At 62.1% G+C, this 17291-nt stretch carries 14 protein-coding genes and 1 tRNA gene; 8 read left to right on the top strand and 7 right to left on the bottom strand.

The genetic code is table 11. The annotated features are described in order from the left end of the window. Window positions 1–58 precede the first annotated feature (58 nt). Window positions 59–1099, top strand: a complete 1041-nt coding sequence (locus tag SM764_RS13195) for a fatty acid desaturase (RefSeq protein ID WP_368948328.1) — start codon at window positions 59–61, stop codon at window positions 1097–1099. Between the two features lie 409 nt (window positions 1100–1508). On the opposite strand, the gene SM764_RS13190 is transcribed toward SM764_RS13195, so the two are convergent. The 3 genes from SM764_RS13190 to SM764_RS13180 all read right to left on the bottom strand — a co-directional run bounded on the left by SM764_RS13190 (window position 1509) and on the right by SM764_RS13180 (window position 4844). After that, a complete protein-coding gene (locus SM764_RS13190) occupies window positions 1509–2393 on the bottom strand; it encodes a DMT family transporter (RefSeq protein ID WP_369001983.1) in 885 nt (294 codons plus the stop codon). A gap of 153 nt (window positions 2394–2546) precedes the next feature. Beyond that, window positions 2547–3578, bottom strand: coding sequence for a TRAP transporter substrate-binding protein (locus tag SM764_RS13185; protein ID WP_065273778.1), 1032 nt, complete (start codon window positions 3576–3578; stop codon window positions 2547–2549). Window positions 3579–3653: 75 nt separating this feature from the next. Next, window positions 3654–4844: a cytochrome P450 gene (locus tag SM764_RS13180; protein WP_065272995.1), complete on the bottom strand. Its 1191-nt coding sequence runs from the start codon at window positions 4842–4844 to the stop codon at window positions 3654–3656. A 133-nt stretch (window positions 4845–4977) separates the two neighbouring features. On the opposite strand from SM764_RS13180, the gene SM764_RS13175 reads away from it, so the two are divergent. Continuing rightward, window positions 4978–5871, top strand: a complete 894-nt coding sequence (locus SM764_RS13175) for a LysR family transcriptional regulator (RefSeq protein ID WP_065272994.1) — start codon at window positions 4978–4980, stop codon at window positions 5869–5871. Window positions 5872–5890: 19 nt separating this feature from the next. Here the strand turns inward: SM764_RS13175 and SM764_RS13170 are convergent, their stop codons facing one another. Further along, window positions 5891–6883: a GT-B fold glycosyltransferase domain-containing protein gene (locus SM764_RS13170; RefSeq protein WP_369001982.1), complete on the bottom strand. Its 993-nt coding sequence runs from the start codon at window positions 6881–6883 to the stop codon at window positions 5891–5893. Between the two features lie 201 nt (window positions 6884–7084). On the opposite strand from SM764_RS13170, the gene SM764_RS13165 reads away from it, so the two are divergent. Further along, the gene (locus SM764_RS13165; protein WP_369001981.1) at window positions 7085–7522 is read left to right on the top strand and encodes a hypothetical protein; all 438 of its coding nucleotides are present in this window, start codon (window positions 7085–7087) and stop codon (window positions 7520–7522) included. A gap of 30 nt (window positions 7523–7552) precedes the next feature. Here SM764_RS13165 and SM764_RS13160 read toward each other — a convergent pair whose 3' ends face one another. Then, window positions 7553–8428 (bottom strand): hypothetical protein, encoded by an 876-nt coding sequence (locus SM764_RS13160; RefSeq protein ID WP_368948322.1) that lies wholly within the window; start codon window positions 8426–8428, stop codon window positions 7553–7555. 197 nt (window positions 8429–8625) lie between these two features. Here SM764_RS13160 and SM764_RS13155 point away from each other — a divergent pair. The 4 genes from SM764_RS13155 (at window position 8626) to SM764_RS13140 (ending at window position 12199) form a co-directional block, all read left to right on the top strand. Next, window positions 8626–8701, top strand: a tRNA-Thr gene (locus SM764_RS13155). A 127-nt stretch (window positions 8702–8828) separates the two neighbouring features. After that, on the top strand, window positions 8829–9116 hold the full coding sequence (locus SM764_RS13150) for a DUF6538 domain-containing protein (protein ID WP_369001980.1): 288 nt from the start codon (window positions 8829–8831) through the stop codon (window positions 9114–9116). Window positions 9117–9425: 309 nt separating this feature from the next. After that, the gene (locus tag SM764_RS13145; RefSeq protein ID WP_490363081.1) at window positions 9426–10643 is read left to right on the top strand and encodes a class I SAM-dependent methyltransferase; all 1218 of its coding nucleotides are present in this window, start codon (window positions 9426–9428) and stop codon (window positions 10641–10643) included. 263 nt (window positions 10644–10906) lie between these two features. Further along, window positions 10907–12199: an O-acetylhomoserine aminocarboxypropyltransferase/cysteine synthase family protein gene (locus SM764_RS13140; protein ID WP_274830073.1), complete on the top strand. Its 1293-nt coding sequence runs from the start codon at window positions 10907–10909 to the stop codon at window positions 12197–12199. Between the two features lie 88 nt (window positions 12200–12287). On the opposite strand, the gene SM764_RS13135 is transcribed toward SM764_RS13140, so the two are convergent. Then, window positions 12288–13007, bottom strand: coding sequence for an SIMPL domain-containing protein (locus tag SM764_RS13135; RefSeq protein ID WP_369001978.1), 720 nt, complete (start codon window positions 13005–13007; stop codon window positions 12288–12290). A 169-nt stretch (window positions 13008–13176) separates the two neighbouring features. Here SM764_RS13135 and SM764_RS13130 point away from each other — a divergent pair, with 169 nt between their 5' ends. Next, a complete protein-coding gene (locus SM764_RS13130) occupies window positions 13177–15921 on the top strand; it encodes a hypothetical protein (RefSeq protein ID WP_369001977.1) in 2745 nt (914 codons plus the stop codon). A 235-nt stretch (window positions 15922–16156) separates the two neighbouring features. On the opposite strand, the gene hppD is transcribed toward SM764_RS13130, so the two are convergent. Next, window positions 16157–17257, bottom strand: coding sequence for a 4-hydroxyphenylpyruvate dioxygenase (gene hppD / locus SM764_RS13125; protein WP_065272988.1), 1101 nt, complete (start codon window positions 17255–17257; stop codon window positions 16157–16159). Between the last annotated feature and the right edge of the window lie 34 nt (window positions 17258–17291).

Raw genomic sequence — 17291 nt, 5'->3', positions numbered from 1 at the left:
TGCCATACCCATCTGCTAGGGTATCGGGACAATCAAGAAGCAATAATACAGCAGGCGCATGACCGACACGACCGACCTACAAAGCACCCCCCGGGGTGCAACTCCTGCACGCGACTGGGTGAAAACCCTTGCCGGCTACCGGGATCCCAACCAGCTGCGCAGCGCCTTTGAACTGGGTGCAACCGTCATTCCCTTCGTGATTCTCTGGGCGCTGGCCTGGTGGAGCCTGTCGGTCAGCTACTGGCTGGCCTTCGGCATTTCCCTTTTCAACGCCGCCTTCCTGCTGCGGCTCTTCGCCATTCAGCACGACTGCGGCCATGGCGCCTTCTTCCCCAACCGGACCTTCAGCGACTGGATCGGGCGCGTCATGGGGGTTGTCACATTGACGCCCTATGATGTCTGGCGCCGCACCCATTCGGTGCACCACAGCGCCACCGGCAACCTCGACAAACGCGGCATGGGCGACGTCCACACGCTGACCGTCGCCGAATACCGCGCGCTTGGTCCGTTTCAGCGCCTTGTCTACCGGCTGTATCGCAATCCACTGGTGCTGTTCGGCCTTGGCCCCAGCTATCTGTTCCTGCTGCAAAACCGGGTGCCGTTGGGACTGATGGACAGTGCGAAATACTGGGTCAGCGCCATGCTCACCAATCTGGCCATTGCGGCGGCGCTGCTGACGATCTGGTATTTCGGCGGCTGGCAACCGTTGCTGCTGATCTTCCTGCCGACCACCCTGCTGGCGGCCACCATCGGCGTCTGGCTGTTCTACGTGCAGCACCAGTTCGAACATACCAACTGGGACAGCAACGAAGACTGGCAGCTGCATGACTCCGCCCTGCACGGCAGTTCCTACTACCAGCTGCCCGCCGTGCTACAGTGGTTCAGCGCCAATATCGGCATCCACCACGTGCATCACCTTTACAGCCGCATCCCGTTCTACCGGCTGACCGAAGTGCTGCGCGACCATCAGGAACTGGCCGAAAGCAACCGCATGACCATCCGCGAAAGCCTGGCCAATGCGCGGCTGCACCTCTGGGACGAAGACAGCCGCCGCCTGTTGTCCTTTGCCCAGGCCCGCCCTCTGCTGGCGGCGGCCTGATCCGGGTCAAAGCCACCCTGTAACCGCGTCTTTCATGAGCAAAGACGCGGTTCACTCAGCTTAATACTCCGAAAACTCTCGCTATTTTTCCGGATCGCCGGAAACTCTCTGTTTGCAACGCGCATGCCAGGGTTTTCCGATCTGTGGACGTGGGGTCTGATCAACATGCATCAATTGCTCGAAAAAGAAGAGGCTGCGCTGCGGCGCAGGGCATTGTTCCGGCTGCTGCGCCGGTTCGATTTCGACGCGCCGGAATTCAAGGGAGAGGCGATCTCTGATCCGGTGCCTGCCAGCGTCAGCGCGGCAGAGTATCAGCCAGCCTCCCCGCCCTGTTCGTATCCGCGCAAAGGCACAGTCCCCGGCGAAGGAGCCGCTGCAACAGCTGTTGCAGGTCCTGCCTCATGGCGCCTTACCGCCCCGGCGCCCGGTCGCGAAACAGGGTCACCACCAGCAGGCCCGTAAGGATCATCACCACGCCGGTCAGACCGCCCGGCGTTACCGCCTCTCCCACCACTATGGTGGCGAGGAACCATGCGGTGACCGGCTCGGCCAGCGCCAGAGTAACGGCGGTGGATGCGGTGACCCGGGTCAGCCCCCAGGTATAAAGCGCATAGGACAGCGCCGTGGCCCCAACGCCAAGGAATACCAACCCGGTCCAGGCGGAGGGCCCCGCCAGCCAATCGAGCGGCACCATGAACAGAACCGGCGCAGTTACCAGCGCCGCAACGGTAAAGGTCGAAGCCGCGATCACGGTCGAAGGCAGCGTGCCGCCCATGCGACTGGTGGCCAGCGAATAGGCCGCATAGCAGCCACCCGAGAGCAGCGCCAGGATAACCCCCGACAGTGCGCCGCCCTCGCCTGCGCCCGCATAGCCCAGAAGACCAACGCCCAGAACCGACACCCCCTGCCCCATGAGCCGCAGAGGACCGGACCTGCGCCCCTGCGCAAACCGCTCCCACAGCGTGGCCCAGATCGGCGCACTGCCGATGGCGACCGCGGTACCGATCCCGACCCCGGCCAGCGCGACCGCGTAGAAGAACAACAGGTTGTAGCTGCCGATCGCCACACCGGCGAACAGGACACCCGGCAGCGGCAGATGCCGCAGGTCCAGTCGGTTCTTGGGTTGCATCAGTGCCAGTATGCACAGGGCACCGGCGCCGAACAGCAGGCGCAGCGCCCCCACAGCAAGCGGATCACGGCCCGCAGGCAACAGGGCCTGCACTGTCCCGGTGGTACCCCAGAGCATCGCTGCCAGGATCACCGCCCCCAGCCCCATCCATCTGAAAGACCCCATGTCCGCCCCTGCGTGCTGCCTCTGCACGATCTATCGCCGCAAAGCCCGCAACTTGCAACGCAGAGCCGCCCGCGCAGGATCCCCGGCACAAAGAAAGGGCGCAGGTCAGCGACCCACGCCCTTTCGTACCCCATCGGTTCTGGGATTGGGGTGTTATCCGCCGTGTTTGGCAATCAACGCCTTGGCCTGTTCAATCAGGGCTTCTCCGTCGATGCCCTTGCTGCCGACCTCATCAATCCAGCGGGCGATCACAGGCTGCGCCTTTTCTTTCCAGCGGGCCACTTCGGCCTCGTCCAGAACGACGATCTCATTGCCCTTGTCCTCGGCGATTTCGCGGCCCGGCGCATCGCGCTCCAGCATGACCTTGGCAGCAAAGGCCGAAAGTTTCTGGCCCGATTCCGCGTCGAGAATAGCCTTCAGATCATCCGGCAGGGCGTTGTACTTGTCGCGGTTCATCACCAGCACGATGGTCGCGGTATAAAGCGCCTCCTTGCCACTGAACTCGGTGTGGTGTTCCACTAGATCGGTCAGCTTGACCGCCGGAGTGACCTCCCAAGGGATCACGGTGCCGCTGATCACGCCCTTGGAGAGCGCCTCGGGAATGGCGGGGAGCGGCAGGCCAACTGGGGTGGCGCCCAGTTCCTTCAGCATATCGGTGATGATCCGGGTCGGACCGCGCAGGGTCTGCCCTTCCATGTCTTCCAGCTTGCTCACACCGCTTTCGGTGTGGATCACCCCGGGGCCATGCACCCAGGCGCCCAGCACCTTGACGTCCTTGTACTCGCCTTCCTGTAGATCGGTTTCAACCAGTTCCATGAAGGCCTTCGAGGTGGCCACCGGATCGGTCATCATGAAGGGCAGTTCGAACACTTCGGTCTTGGGGAAGCGGCCGGGCGTATAGCCCACCACGGTCATCACCATATCAGCGACCCCATCAGCCGCCTGATCCATCAGACCCGGCGGGGTTCCGCCCAGCGACATGGCATCGAAATGCTCAATCTTGATCCGCCCGCCAGAGGCTTCCTCCACCTGCGCGCCCCAGGGTTTCAGGATCATCTTTGGCACGGTGGCGGGGGGCGGCAGGAACTGGTGCAGCCGCAGCGTCACCTCCTGCGCCTGTGCCATCAGTGGTGACAATGCGGTGGCCGCGGCAAAAAACGCGGCGCCCAGCAGGGTATGTTTCATCATGTTTCCTCCCAGATGATGATGAAGACCGGGGCGGCATTAGATCACCGCCCCTTTGTTATACGTGTGTGGCTGTCAGTTCAGCGTGACCGGCAGGTTCCGGGGTCCGCGGAAGCCGAAGCCGTAGAAATTGACTGGCTCGCTGTCCGACAGGGTCATGTTGGGGAAGCGGTCGAACAGCATCGGCAGCATGATATTAGCCAACATGCGCCGGGCAATATGTGTGCCCTGACAGAAATGCGGTCCGTTGCCAAAGGCCTGATGCGGCTTGCGCTCGCGGAAGATGTTGAAGCTTTCGCCATCCTCGAAAATCTCTTCGTCGCGGCAGGCCGAGGCCTGAATGGTCATCACCGTATCGCCCTTGGGGATCAGGTGTCCGCGGATCTCGGTGTCCTCCAGCACAAGGCGCGAGCTGGCCTGAATCGGTGCAACCCAGCGCACCCCCTCCTCAAAGGCCTGGCCCCATAGCGCCTTGTCCTTTGCCTCGGCCAGTTGTTCAGGGTTGGTGAAAAGGCCGTAGAGGATGGTCAGCAGCGCATCGCGCGGCTCATTGATGCCGCCGCCGATGGCAATCTTGATATTGGAAAAGATCTGGCTTTCGGGGATCGGATCCTCGGCATTCACCATCACAGACAGGGCGCTGGGGTTGGGATCGGCCTTGTGGCGCGGGATCGCAGCACGGAACAGCGCATCCATTTCATCGTTCGCCGCATCGCACTGGGCAAACAGCTCATCGGTGAAGCCGAAGTTGCCGGCCCCGTCGATCAGGATCTGGCTCCAGCGCTGCATGTCATCGTCGCTGGCTTCGGGGATACCCAACAGGTGTTTCAGGCAACGTGCCGCAAAGGGGCCCGCCAGCGCCGGGAACAGGTCCACGGTTTCGCCGCGTGGCAGCCCCGCGACGAAATCCTCGGCAATCTTGGTATAGATACCCTCCCAGCAACCCTTGATATTGCGCCCGGTAAAGGTCGGCGCCATCGCCTCGCGCTCCCGCGCGTGTTCGGCGCCATCCTTGCGCATCAGCGTATGCGCCCTGAAGGCCCGCTGCATCGGCGTCTTGGGATCGTTGGAGCTGAAGATGCCTGGGTTGTCTTTGACGTATTTGGTGTCCTCGGCGCGGGTCAGCATGGTGCGCCCCAGCGATTTCACCCGCACTACGGGCGCTTCCCGGCGCAGGCGCTGGTAAATCGGATAAGGATCCAGGGTCAGGTCCCGGATCGTAATCGTCTCCTCCTGCGGTGCCTGTTGCAGCATCGAAACCGTCATCTTCTCCTCCCCGAGTGCGACGTGATCCGAACGAGCCTAAAAGCTCCGGCCAAAATGAGGCAATCCGATTTTGTTGATTTTGAACATGCAATTTTTCAATACAAGAGGTGTACAAACGGGTTAGACTGCGAAAATGAAATCCAATCCCGATCCACTCAGCATTGATTTCGCTGCTTTGCGCACCCTGCGTCTAGTGCATGGCTACCGGTCGTTTTCCCGGGCGGCCGAGACGCTAAACATCAACCAGTCGACCGTTAGCTATACCATCGACCGGCTGCGCCGCGCCTTTGGCGATCCGCTGTTCGTGCGCCAGGGCGGGCGCATGGTCTCGACCGAGCGCTGCGAGGAAATCGTCGCCACCTCCAGCCGGATGCTGGACGAGGTGCTGCAACTGGCCGAACCGCGCGCCTTTGACCCTGGAGAGGCAGAGGCCGAGATCACCATCTCCTGTAACTACTACGAACGCGCCACCATCCTGCCGCAACTGATGCGCAACCTGCGCCGCAGCGCGCCGGGGCTGCGCATTTCGATCCTGACCTCGACCGTGGAAGGCAAGCAACATCTGGACCGCGGCGAAAGCGATCTTCTGATCGGGCCGGTACGGATCGAGGGCAGCAATTATTTTCGCCGCACGTTGCTGAGCGAACATGCGGTCATGGTGATGGCCCGCGATGCCCCGCCGGACCGCATGCCGCGCTCCGAAGCGGAATTTCTGGCCGTGCCGCAAGTGGTTGTGAACTATGGTGATTCCTGGCGGTCCCGATTTCTGATGGAAATCGCGGCGGCAGGGAAATCGCTCAACCAGGTGATGTCGATTCCCAGCCCCGCCACCCTGCCGGAGTTGCTGGAAGGCACCGATATGATCGCTACGCTGCCCTCGCGGCTGGCCGAACATTTCAAGGATAGGGTTCAGGCCGCGCCCTGCCCCTTTCCCGGCCAGTTCGAAATCGACCTGACCTGGACATCGCGCACCCATCATTCAGCGATGCACGTCTGGCTGCGCGACCAGATCGCCCGCGTCTGTTGACCCGCGCGACCTTGGGTCATCAGCGCATCCACAGACCTTCGGATTTGATGCGGTTGCGGATCGCCTGTTCACGCCGTGGCAGGTTCGCCTGATCAAACAGCGCACGCACCTTTTCGCCCCGCCCCTGATAGATCATCCGCTTGATCGGCTCGTAGGTTTTCAGCACCTTCTTGATCCAGTTCGGGGCCGATGCCTCGTGCAGGACCTTGATGACGCGATCGGTTTCGCGCGCATAGAGCAGCGGAAACAGCCGATAATGGCAGCTGGTCTGCCCATCAAGATACCCCGAAGGCAACGCATCGCGCCCACCACCAAAGGAATGGATCACCAGAGGCAGCGCGATCTGATCCAGCCAGGGATCCAGCGACTGGCCGACCAGTTCGACCGGCAGATCATCCCGGATCGAGGTGGCATATTCGGCAAAGCGCGCGCCAAACCGGCGCGGGCAAGCGCCGTAGAAGAACCCGGCGTTGAAATAAAGATAGCGCCGCCAGTATCCCTCGGGCTGCGACAGGTCGAGGCTGCTTTCGAAATCGAGCCCGAAGCGGTCATAAAGTGCCCGCCAGATCCCGGTATAGCCCGGCCCATACAGCGTTGGCTTGGGCCAGGTCCCTTCGCAGCGCGAAGAGGCCGAGGGGCGGCTGAAATCGAACGGCACCTCGGAGAGCTCACCGGTGATCAGCGTGTCGCTATCGAAAAACACGAATGGCTCGCCCTCGGGCAATGCCTGCAAGGCCTCGATCTTGTTGCCATAGGCATAGTTTTCCCCGAACAGCTGACTGTCAAAGGGCAGGATCTCTGCGCCAAGCCTTTCCAGCACCGACAGAACCTGCTGGCTGCGCAAAGACGGATCCTTTTTCCACAGCGGACCGGGCCGGGGCGTAGCCACGAACAGGCGGCCTGTGAACCCGGGCGAGGCATGGCGGAGCGAGGCCGCAAACAGGATCGCCTCGTATTGCAACCTGCCGTTCTGAGCGACGATTACGATGTTGAAGGGCGGCTGCTCTGCCATCTGAAACCTCTTTGCCCGCCTGCTCAAGATGGCTGTGCGGGGTGCATTTCTTCAGTATAATCCCATGCAGACAGGGTCAAAACTATTCTGCCCCACCGGGCGTGCTGGCTCTGGACGCTGTTGCAAAGGGGGCGTCTTCGCAATGCTCTGCTATGCTAAATGGCCCGTTTTGTTGAAGGCCCTCATGTTGAAGGAAAGAGTATGATGTTTACCCCCCTGTCCCGAAGTCTGCTGGTTCCGCTGGTCTGTGCCCTGACACTGGCCACGCCCGCCTTGGCAGATCCTCCCTTCACCACCGCGGCAGAGGTCAAGCCGATCCTGGCAGCCACCCGCACGAACTGGATCTCGGTCCGGGATTTCAACGGGCAGGATCTGGTCTATGTCACCCACCTTTGGTCCTGGCGCTGCGGGCTGGCACGGATCCGGCTATCGATCAACGATGGCGGCCCGGAAATCTGGCCTCTGCCGCCCTGCCATCTGGATCAGGCCGCCCCGAACGCCATTCATGAGGAAGACGGCCTGCCCTACCGCGCCTTTGCCCCAGGCAGCGTCGAGACGATCACGATCGAGCTTACCTATGATGATATGACGGTCGAGACCCAGACCGTGAACCGGCAAGGGCAACCGGCCAGCCCCTGAGCAGACGGGCCCCGGGCCAATGGCCCCGGATCAGGCCGACAGCAGGGTCACGCCGGGGATCTGTGCGATCTGTTCCAGATCTTCCTCATAGAGGTCTGACAGGGTGTCCATCAGATCCTCGGTCCAGCCCGGCAGATCGATTTCCTCTTCGATCGCCTCGTCGATGGCATATTTGCCCAGGAAGGCGGCGATCACCCGCTGTTTATGCGCCTCGGTCATGTCCCGGTGTTCATGCAGATAGGCGCGCAGCCGTTTCATGCCTTCGGTGGACATGATCGAGGACAGCAGATCCATACCTCCCGAAATCCGCTCTTCCGAATTAAAGCCCATCATCTGCCGCAGGATCTGCGCCCAGTTCAGCGGCATATCCTCGTAACACCAGACGGTTATCGGCACATCCGGCACCGCGGTACGCAGGCGCAGCAGCAGGTTCGACCAGCGCAGGGCCACCGGGTCGCTGCTTTGCAGAACCTGATCGACACGCTGCGGACTGGCATCCGCCAGAAGGGTCGGCAACAGGCTGCCGGGATCGCGCAGCCCCATATGGATTTCCAGCTGATCTTCCGGGAACAGCCGCGCAAGCGCCCCCATACGCATTTCCGCCTCGGGGTAGAAATTATGCCCCTCAAGTGCCTGACGCTGCGAGCCGAAGAAATGCGGGTTGGACAGGATCACCCGGTCTGCATGTTCCTGCTCCAGGATCGAATCCCAAAGGACCTCCCCCGAATCCGGCGCCGGAGTTCCAGTCAGAAGCGCCCCCATGCAATCCTTCAGCAGGTAGCGGTACTTGCCGGGACCGGGAATAGCGACACCGCGTTTCGCCGCCGCTTCCTTGTTGTTCAAAAGTGTCTTCAGCAACCGGTCTTCTTCGGTGCCATGTGCACCCACGTGGAGGATGACCTGCATGAAATCGGGGCCTTGCTTGTGCGATGATTTAACGGGTTAAAGGCTTACTCCGCCTGCGTTCAAAGGTCAAACGAGGCGCCCCTATGCCCTGCAGGCCCGCGCGGCCAGTGGCCTGCACAAACCAGACGCAGGAATTGCACATTGCTTGCGTTTTCCATCTTGCAGGCTGCGCCCAATATCGCTAATTCCCCGGCAGCGCCCCTATAGCTCAGCTGGTAGAGCAACTGATTTGTAATCAGTAGGTCCGCGGTTCGAGTCCGTGTGGGGGCACCACTCCTTCATCTAAGATATTGTTTTACGTTAGTTTTTAGCCTGATCAAGGCGAGGCGCAGAACAAATTGGAGACCATTTCGCACAGCTATGTCTTCGTGAAGGAAGGTATCTACTACTTACCCCCCATATGCCGGTGGGCCTCCGACAGAACTACTCTTCGGGAAAAATCTCCTACTCCCTGCGGACCAGGTCCCGCGTCATCGCTCTCTCCCGGGCAAACAGGGCTGCCTGCAAACTCCACGAATTCTGGTATCGCCTCCGCACTCAGGATGCGGACCTCCCAGGCAACCACTTTCTTCGGCATAGTCTGACCCCGCAAGCTCCCCTCTCGTCGGCAGACGCCTCTGTCACGTATGATGTTCTGACGCTGTCGGAGGCGATGTTGACGTATCTGCGTCTCAAAGGTCAGCCGTGAACGGATCGTTCTCCTTGTCGGTTCGGTAGCATGGGCATCGCAGAGGGGCTATGGCCGGACCTATCACGCGCTGTACTCTCCCCTGTCCCGCACAGCATTCAGAGCAAAAACATCTCAGCGCCGGACCGCGATCAAATGGACACCCCATGCCGATCGGGCCGGTCTGAGCGCCGAGACACGCGGCAGCAGTCAATGAAGCATTCACAGCTTCGTTAGTTCAGCTTTACCCTTTGTTAGACGCGTCTGCGCAATATGGGATCAATCGCATTTGCCTCAAATAAGGAAATCTAAAAGTTGGCCGAAAATCAGATGCCGCATTCGCCTCAGGACAACACCTCTCAGGCTGCGCACGGCGCAGAGAAACTTGTAGAGCTCGCAAAATCCATGCCTCTGACCGATGGGGGCCGCAGGACGTCGCAGATGCTGTCCCAGGCCCTTGCGCTTGATCCCCGGAACCACGAGGCGCAGATTTTCCAGGAACGGCTGCACCAGATGTTCGTGCCGCGCTGGCATTTCCCGATGCTGGCGGATACGGCCCGCAACAACGCCTATGCCAAGGCGATCGCAGCGAAGGTAAAACCGGGCGATGTGGTGCTGGACATCGGCTGCGGCGCCGGTCTGACGGCGATGCTGGCCGCGCGCGCCGGGGCGAAACACGTCTACACCTGCGAACAACAGCCGCTGATCGCCGAGGCCGCAACCCGCGTCATCGCTGACAATGGTCTCTCTGACCGCATCACCGTGATCCCGAAATGGTCGCATGAGATCGTAATTGGTGAGGACATGCCAGAAGCGGCAGATGTGGTGATTTCGGAAATCGTCGACACGGTCCTTCTGGGCGAAGGCGCGCTGGCAACACTGACCCATGCCATGGGCGCTCTGGCCAAGCCCGAGGCGCGCGCCATCCCCGAACGCGGTACCCTGGTGGCGCAAGCCGTGGAAAGCGATCAGTTGCTTGATCTGTGGCGCCCGCAACGGGCGGAAGGCTTTGATCTCAGTGCCTTTCACCACTTTGCCCGCGTTGCGCAGATCACCCCGAACGATTTCGCGGCCTGCAACCTGCGCCCGCTGGGGCCGACGACGGAGCTGTTCCAATTCGATTTCACCCGGCCCAGCCTCAAACCGGCCCGCACCACGGCGGATCTAACCTGCACGGAAGCAGGCACGCTCCAGGCTGTGCTTGTTAGCTTCGAGATGGAGCTGGCTCCGGGAATCCGCGTCGACAACGGACTGGCCTCTGACGGCCACTGGGGCCGGACAGCCTATTTGCTGGATCAGTCGGCCAAGGCCTGGCCCGGGCTGCAGGTTGCCGTGACCGCCCAGCACGATTCCGCACAGCTGAGCCTGTCGGTCCATGAGGACGAGCTGCGCACACAAGTAGCCGATCAGGCTGCCGTTTGGATGCACCCGGCCTGGAACCTGCGCCCCGCACCGCAGGCGGATGCCGCTCTTGCCGCCGATGCCGCCCCGATCTGGGGGCAGACCTCTCCCACAGGTATCGAGCATCAGGGCCCCTCTTTCCACTAGGCCCGCGTCTCACGAAGAATGCCCCCATGCAGCGCCGCGGCCCCCGCCCCGGCGCTGCATTCACTTGGACCGCATATGTTACGGAGCCAATGCCAGAGGCTCCATCCCCTTCTCAGGACGGCCTCCCCGGCAAAGGCCAGGAATAATTTCCCACGACCTGCGCGGGTTGCAGGTAGCCTGTCCCGATTTCACCGGTTTGCGTTGTGTGGGCGCCCGTGCTGCCCTAAACCTGTGGCAAGTCACGATTTCAGGGAGAGAGACATATGACCGATGCCCCCAGCTACGGCTTTGATACATTGCAAATTCATGCCGGCGCACGACCCGATCCGGCCACTGGCGCCCGCCAGACCCCGATTTACCAGACCACTTCTTACGTCTTTCGCGACGCCGACCATGCGGCCGCTTTGTTCAACCTGCAGGAAGTCGGCTATATCTATTCGCGCCTGACCAATCCCACGGTCGCGGTGCTGCAAGAACGTCTGGCCACGCTTGAAGGCGGCGTCGGCGCGGTTTGCTGCTCTTCCGGCCATGCGGCGCAAATCCTGGCCCTGTTCCCGCTGATGGCGCCGGGCTGCAACGTGGTTGCCTCAACCCGGCTTTATGGCGGAACCGTCACCCAGTTCAGCCAGACCATCAAACGCTTTGGCTGGTCGGCGACCTTTGTCGACACCGACGATCTGGACGCCGTGCGTGATGCCATTGATGAGAACACCCGCGCGGTGTTCTGCGAATCCATCGCCAACCCGGGCGGCTATGTCACCGACATCCGCGCCCTGGCCGATGTGGCCGACGCCGCGGGGGTGCCGCTGATCGTCGACAACACCACCGCCACGCCATACCTGTGCAACCCGATTTCCCAGGGTGCCGCGCTGGTGGTGCATTCCACCACCAAATACCTCACCGGCAATGGCACCGTCACCGGCGGCGCGGTGATCGATTCCGGCAATTTCGACTGGTCCGCCTCGGACAAGTTCCCGTCCCTGTCGGCGCCGGAACCGGCCTATCACGGGCTGAAGTTCCACGAGACCTTCGGCTCGCTCGCCTTCACCTTCCACGGCATCGCCATCGGGCTGCGCGATCTGGGCATGACGATGAACCCGCAGGCGGCGCATTACACGCTGATGGGCATCGAAACCCTGTCCCTGCGCATGCAGCGCCATTGTGACAATGCCATCAAGGTTGCCAGCTGGCTGGAGCAGGATGATCGCGTTGATTACGTGACCTATGCCGGCCTGCCCTCTTCGCCCTATTACGAACGGGCGCTGGCCTGCTATCCCAAGGGCACCAGCGGCTTGTTCACCTTCGCAGTGAAAGGCGGCTATGAGGCCTGCATCAAACTGGTCGATGCGCTGGATATCTTCAGCCATGTGGCCAATCTCGGCGACACCCGTTCGCTGATCATCCACTCGGCCTCGACCACCCACCGCCAGCTGACACCCGAGCAGCAGGAAGCGGCCGGTGCAGGCCCCAACGTGGTGCGCATTTCCATCGGCATCGAAGATCCCGATGATCTGATCGCTGATCTGGATCAGGCCCTGACCAAAGCCTGCGGTTGATCCCGCGCCGCAGTTTGCAAACACAACAAAGGCCGGGCAAATCGCCTGGCCTTTTCATGTCTGGCACGTACTTTGTCCGCTACCAATGTTATTCCAAACCCGGCACCCGCAGGTCGAAGACAACCGAGACGCTGTGTTCAAAACCAAGGCTTCCGGCCTCGACCGGCATCGAGGATGAGCGGGCCATTTCCATCATCTTCATCGGACGCGGACCGCCACTGCCGCCATGTTCGGTAATCGAGCGTACCGGCCCCAGCTCCATCTCAGCCGCCTCGGCCAGTTGCCGCGCCTTGCGGATGGCATCGCGCACCGCATCGCCCCGGATCTGGTCAATGACCGCCGCGGAATCTGCAACGCCAAAGCTCAAGCCTCTGAAATTATTGGCTCCGGCGGTCAGTACCCGGTCCAGAACCTGTCCCAGATTATCCAGGTCCCGCACCCGGACCGCCAGCGTATTGCTGGCAACAAACCCGGTGATCTCGCGCTGTTCCCGGCCATCGGATGTGCGCCGGGCACTCCAGACCGGATCAATCGAAATCGATTGGGTCTGCATGTCCTCTGCGGCAATGCCCGCCTCACGCAGCCCGGCAATCACCGCCGTCATGTCCTCCGACACCTGACGCATGGCTATAGCCGCCTCTTCCGCCTCGGCGGTGACGCCCAAAGTGATGGTGGCCCGGTCCGGCGCAACCTCGGTGTGTGCCTCTCCGGTGACCACGATCTGGCGCGGGGCCGCAGCCTCGGCCAGCCCTGCGCCGGTGGAACAGGTCCAGATCATCAATGATGCAAGTATCGCCTTCGTTTTCATCTCGCGTCTCCTGTGTTGTCCCCATGATGAAAGCGTTTCCTTGCCACAGACAAGGGCTCTTCCCGTCTTTTCCTTTTCCTCGGCAAACTCCTGCTTTAAGGTCTGCCCGCAAGGCCAGACGGGCACTTAGCGGTCCGGGCACAAGGAATTTGGATGGTTTGACCGCACAATGAAACCGGGGTTTGCACTCTCTCTGTCTTCTGAAGGCATCGCCTTTCTGCACCGCGCCGCCGGCGGCTGGCGCAATATTGGCAAGGTGCCGCTGAGCCACCCGGATCTGCCTCGGGCGTTGACCGATCTACGCACAGCCGGGGAGGCGCTGGCGGAGGGCGGCTCCACCTGTTGCAAGGTGGTGATTCCGAACGATCAGATCCGTTATCTGACCGTTGAAACCGGTACTGCCGACGCTCCCACCCGGCGCGAGATGGCGAAAAAGGCGCTAGAAGGCGCCACGCCCTACGCTGTGGCGGATCTGTCCTTTGATATCTCCGAAGACGGGCCGCTGACCCATGTGGCAGCCGTCGCCCGCGAAACCCTGGAGGAAGCCGAAGGCTTCGCTCTGGAACACGGGTTCATCCCGGCCAGTTTCGTAGCCGTACCCGGCGATATGGATTTTCTCGGGGAGCCGTTCTTTGGCGCATCCACCGCGATCGGAGACGCCCCGATTGAGCCGGATGGCATCGCGGTTGTCGACATCGGGCCGGTCATTCCGCGTGCGCCCAAAGCCGCCGAAAAGAGCGCGCCGCAGGCCAAGAAGATTGGCGAGCCTGCCGGAAAAGAAACCGAGGCCCCCGCCGAGGCGACCCCAGTTCTCGCCGACGAAGCAGCGCCCGCAGCAGGCGCGCCGGATGAATCTCAGGAACCGGCCCCGGAGACTGTTGAGGAAAATCCAGCCGCAAAACCGGGTGTCCCTGACCAAGGCGCCGACAAAGACGCTGTTTCCGTTGCTGATACGCAGGCGGAAACGACCGATGATGGCAAGACCGAGGCCCAGCCTCTACGCCCCGAGGACAAGACTGCCGGGGATAAGTCCCCGCAGATCGAAATCTCTGCGAAGGCTGGCGCCGAGGGCGCAGCAGAGGAAGGCCCCGGCGAAGATCAGGGACCGGCCATGGGTTTCAGCACCCGGCGCCGGAAGGCCGACAGCGGCGCTGCGGCCCCTGCCCTCGCTGGCGCCACCCGCGCAGCACCGACGCCGGTGGCCGATCACAAGATCACCGCTCAGAAAGGGGGTCAGGGACCGCAGAAAACCGGTGCCCCCGAGGGGCCTGCCGCTCCGGTCTCTAAGAAACAGCCCGACTCTGCCAGCGCAGCGCCTGCAACCCCGATCACGCCACCGCCAGGCCAGCCGCAAAGCGGCAAAGGCGAGAGCGCAGTTCCGGGTTTGCTGGCCCGCCTGTTGGGACAGAAAGCCGGATTCGGAAAACCGGCACCAAGCCGCACCCCGACAAAACCGCGCAACATGGGACTGGTCCTGACGGTCCTCTTGGTGGTTTTCATGGTGACCGTCGCCGCGCTCGCCTATGTGTCCCCGGGCGGATTGTTTGGCCGGTTCTCGGATCAGCCCGCTGCCGAGGATACCCCCCTGCGGGGCAGCACGCCGGAACCGGCAGCGGAACCAGAGGCACCGCAGCCAGGCGATGCAATTCCGGCAGAAACCACAGTGCCAGAGATCCCGGACGAAGCACCTTCTGTGCCGCTGGCCTCCGCGGAGCCTGCTGAAACCACACCGGCAGATGTATTGACGGCAGACACCGAAGACCGGCCCATTGCGCCGCAGGTCAGCGCCCTGCCGGACCAGCCGGACCCGGGTGTGACCTTCCTTCCCGACACCGAGGACACCCCCGGTACCGCAGATGCGCAGGATCAAGCCGATATCGAGACCGCACGGCTTGACCCCGAAGCCATCGCCGATGGTGTGCTGGATGACACCGCGACCGATACAGAGCCTGAAGCTATCAGCGCCGAAGACCACGCCTTGGAGCAGGCCGCGCAATATGCCGCCACCGGCATCTGGCAGGCGGTGCCCGAAATCGCGCAGGTCCCGGCGGTGGTAGATCTCGACGGTATCTACGTCGCCTCGATCGACGATACCGACCTGTCGCAGGACGCCGTCGCCCTGCCACCGCAACCGGATGCGAGCACCGATGACGCCCCGGATGTCGTCAGCTCTCCCGCTGCCGCAGGCAGTGCCATCGCGCTGGACCGGCGCGGGCTCGTCGAAGCCACGCCCGAAGGCACCGTGAACCCCGACGGCGTGATGGTTTTCCTGGGCCGCCCGCCGGTCGTGCCACCGCCTACACCGGAACGTATCGACCCCGCCGTGGCCGAGGCGGCAGCCGCCGCAGAGGCCGAAGCGGCCCGGCTTGAAGCCCTGTCGCAACTGCGCCCGCGTGCCCGGCCTGCCGACCTCACCGAACAGGTGGAACGGGCACAGCTGGGCGGGCGCAGCCGCGCCGAGCTGGCCAGCCTGCGCCCGCGCATCCGCCCGGCCTCACTGAAGACCGAAGAACAGGAAAGCCAGCCTGCCACCGCACTGGCTGTTGCCACCTCTGTCACCCCGCGGGCGCGGCCGACGAATTTCTCCAACATTGTTGACCGAGCTCAGCGCAGTACAACAGCCGTGGCCACCGCCGCAGCCGTGCCTGCCACCGTTACCCCGCGCCTGCCCAGCTCGGCCTCGGTGTCGCGGCAGGCCACCATCACCAATGCGATCAACCTGCGCCGCCTGAACCTGATCGGCGTCTATGGCACCTCTGCCGACCGTCGCGCACTGGTGCGCCTGCCGAGTGGCCGCTATCGCAAGGTCCAAGTCGGCGACCGTTTGGATGGTGGCCGTGTCGTCGCCATCGGCGATGCCCGGCTGCAATACCAGAAAAGCGGCCGCAACCACACGCTGGAAATGCCCGAGTAATACTGACCTGCAGCCGGTTCTTTCCGCCGTTCCTCCCTGCCCCCCACAAAATCCTCACGAAGGCATGCAAGAGCCAGTGTTGCGCTGACCACCTGGCATCATGTCCTCTACCGCACATTCACATGCGCTACCGACATGAAAAAACCGGCTCCCAAACAGGAGCCGGTCCAATCACTCTTTACACAATCAGACCAGACCGCGAGACCGCCAAAGGCAGCCCCGGATCCGCGCCGGATTACTCGGCGGCCTGGATTTCACCGTTGTTGATCTGCTCCTGCTCGATGGATTCGAACAGCGCCTTGAAGTTGCCCTCGCCAAAGCCATCGTCGCCCTTGCGCTGGATGAATTCGAAGAAGATCGGGCCGATCACAGTCTTGGAGAAGATCTGCAGCAGGATCTTGGTCTCACCGCCATCCACGACGCCTTCGCCGTCGATCAGGATACCGTGTTTCTTCATGCGCTCGATCGGCTCTTCGTGGCCCACGACGCGGTCATGGCTGAGGTCATAGTAGGTTTCCGGCGGGGCCGGCATGAAGTTGATGCCGCGCTCGGAAATCTCGTCAGTGGAATCGTAGATGTTCTCGGTGCCCACGGCGATGTGCTGGATGCCTTCGCCCTTGTACTTTTTCAGGTAGGCGACGATCTGGCCGGTCTCGCCACGATCCTCGTTGATCGGGATACGGATACGGCCGCAAGGCGAGGTCAGCGCACGGCTCAGAAGACCGGTGAATTTGCCCTCGATATCGAAAAAGCGGATTTCCTTGAAGTTGAACAACTCGCCGTAGAACTTGAACCACTTGTCCATGTTGCCCTTGTAGACATTGTGGGTCAGGTGATCGAGGTAATAGAACCCCACGCCGCGCGGCTTGGATTGTTTCAGCCACTCGAATTCCTCGTTGTAGGGCGAGGTCTCATAGTACTGGTCGATGAAGTAGATCAGCGAGCCGCCGATGCCCTTGATCGCGGGCACATTCATGGTCTTGTCATCGCCTTCATAAGGCTCGGCGCCCTTGGCAACAGCGTGATCAAATGCCTTTTGCGCATCCACAACGCGCCAGCCCATCGAAGGGGCGCAGGGGCCGTGCTCTTCGACGAACTTCTCGGCAAAGCTGCCCTTTTCGGCGTTCAGGATATAGGTGATATCGCCCTGCTGCCACAGCTCGACACCCGGCTTGGTCTTGTGGCGGCCCACCAGCTCGTAGCCCATCTTGGTGAAAAGGTCGCGCAGCTCCTGCGGCTCCGGACTGGCGAATTCGACGAATTCAAAACCATCGGTGCCTGCGGGGTTCTCTTCGCTGATGACGGATTTCGGGGCATTGTGCGGGAACGGACCCATGGGTGCTCCTCCTGATTGCGCGTTTCAATTCTGC

Source organism: Pseudophaeobacter sp. 1A16562, from assembly GCF_041008785.1.
Classification (GTDB): Bacteria; Pseudomonadota; Alphaproteobacteria; order Rhodobacterales; family Rhodobacteraceae; genus Phycobacter; species Phycobacter gallaeciensis_A.
The sequence above is the reverse complement of the archived record's forward strand: the minus strand, read 5'-3'. Positions and strand labels throughout refer to the sequence as shown.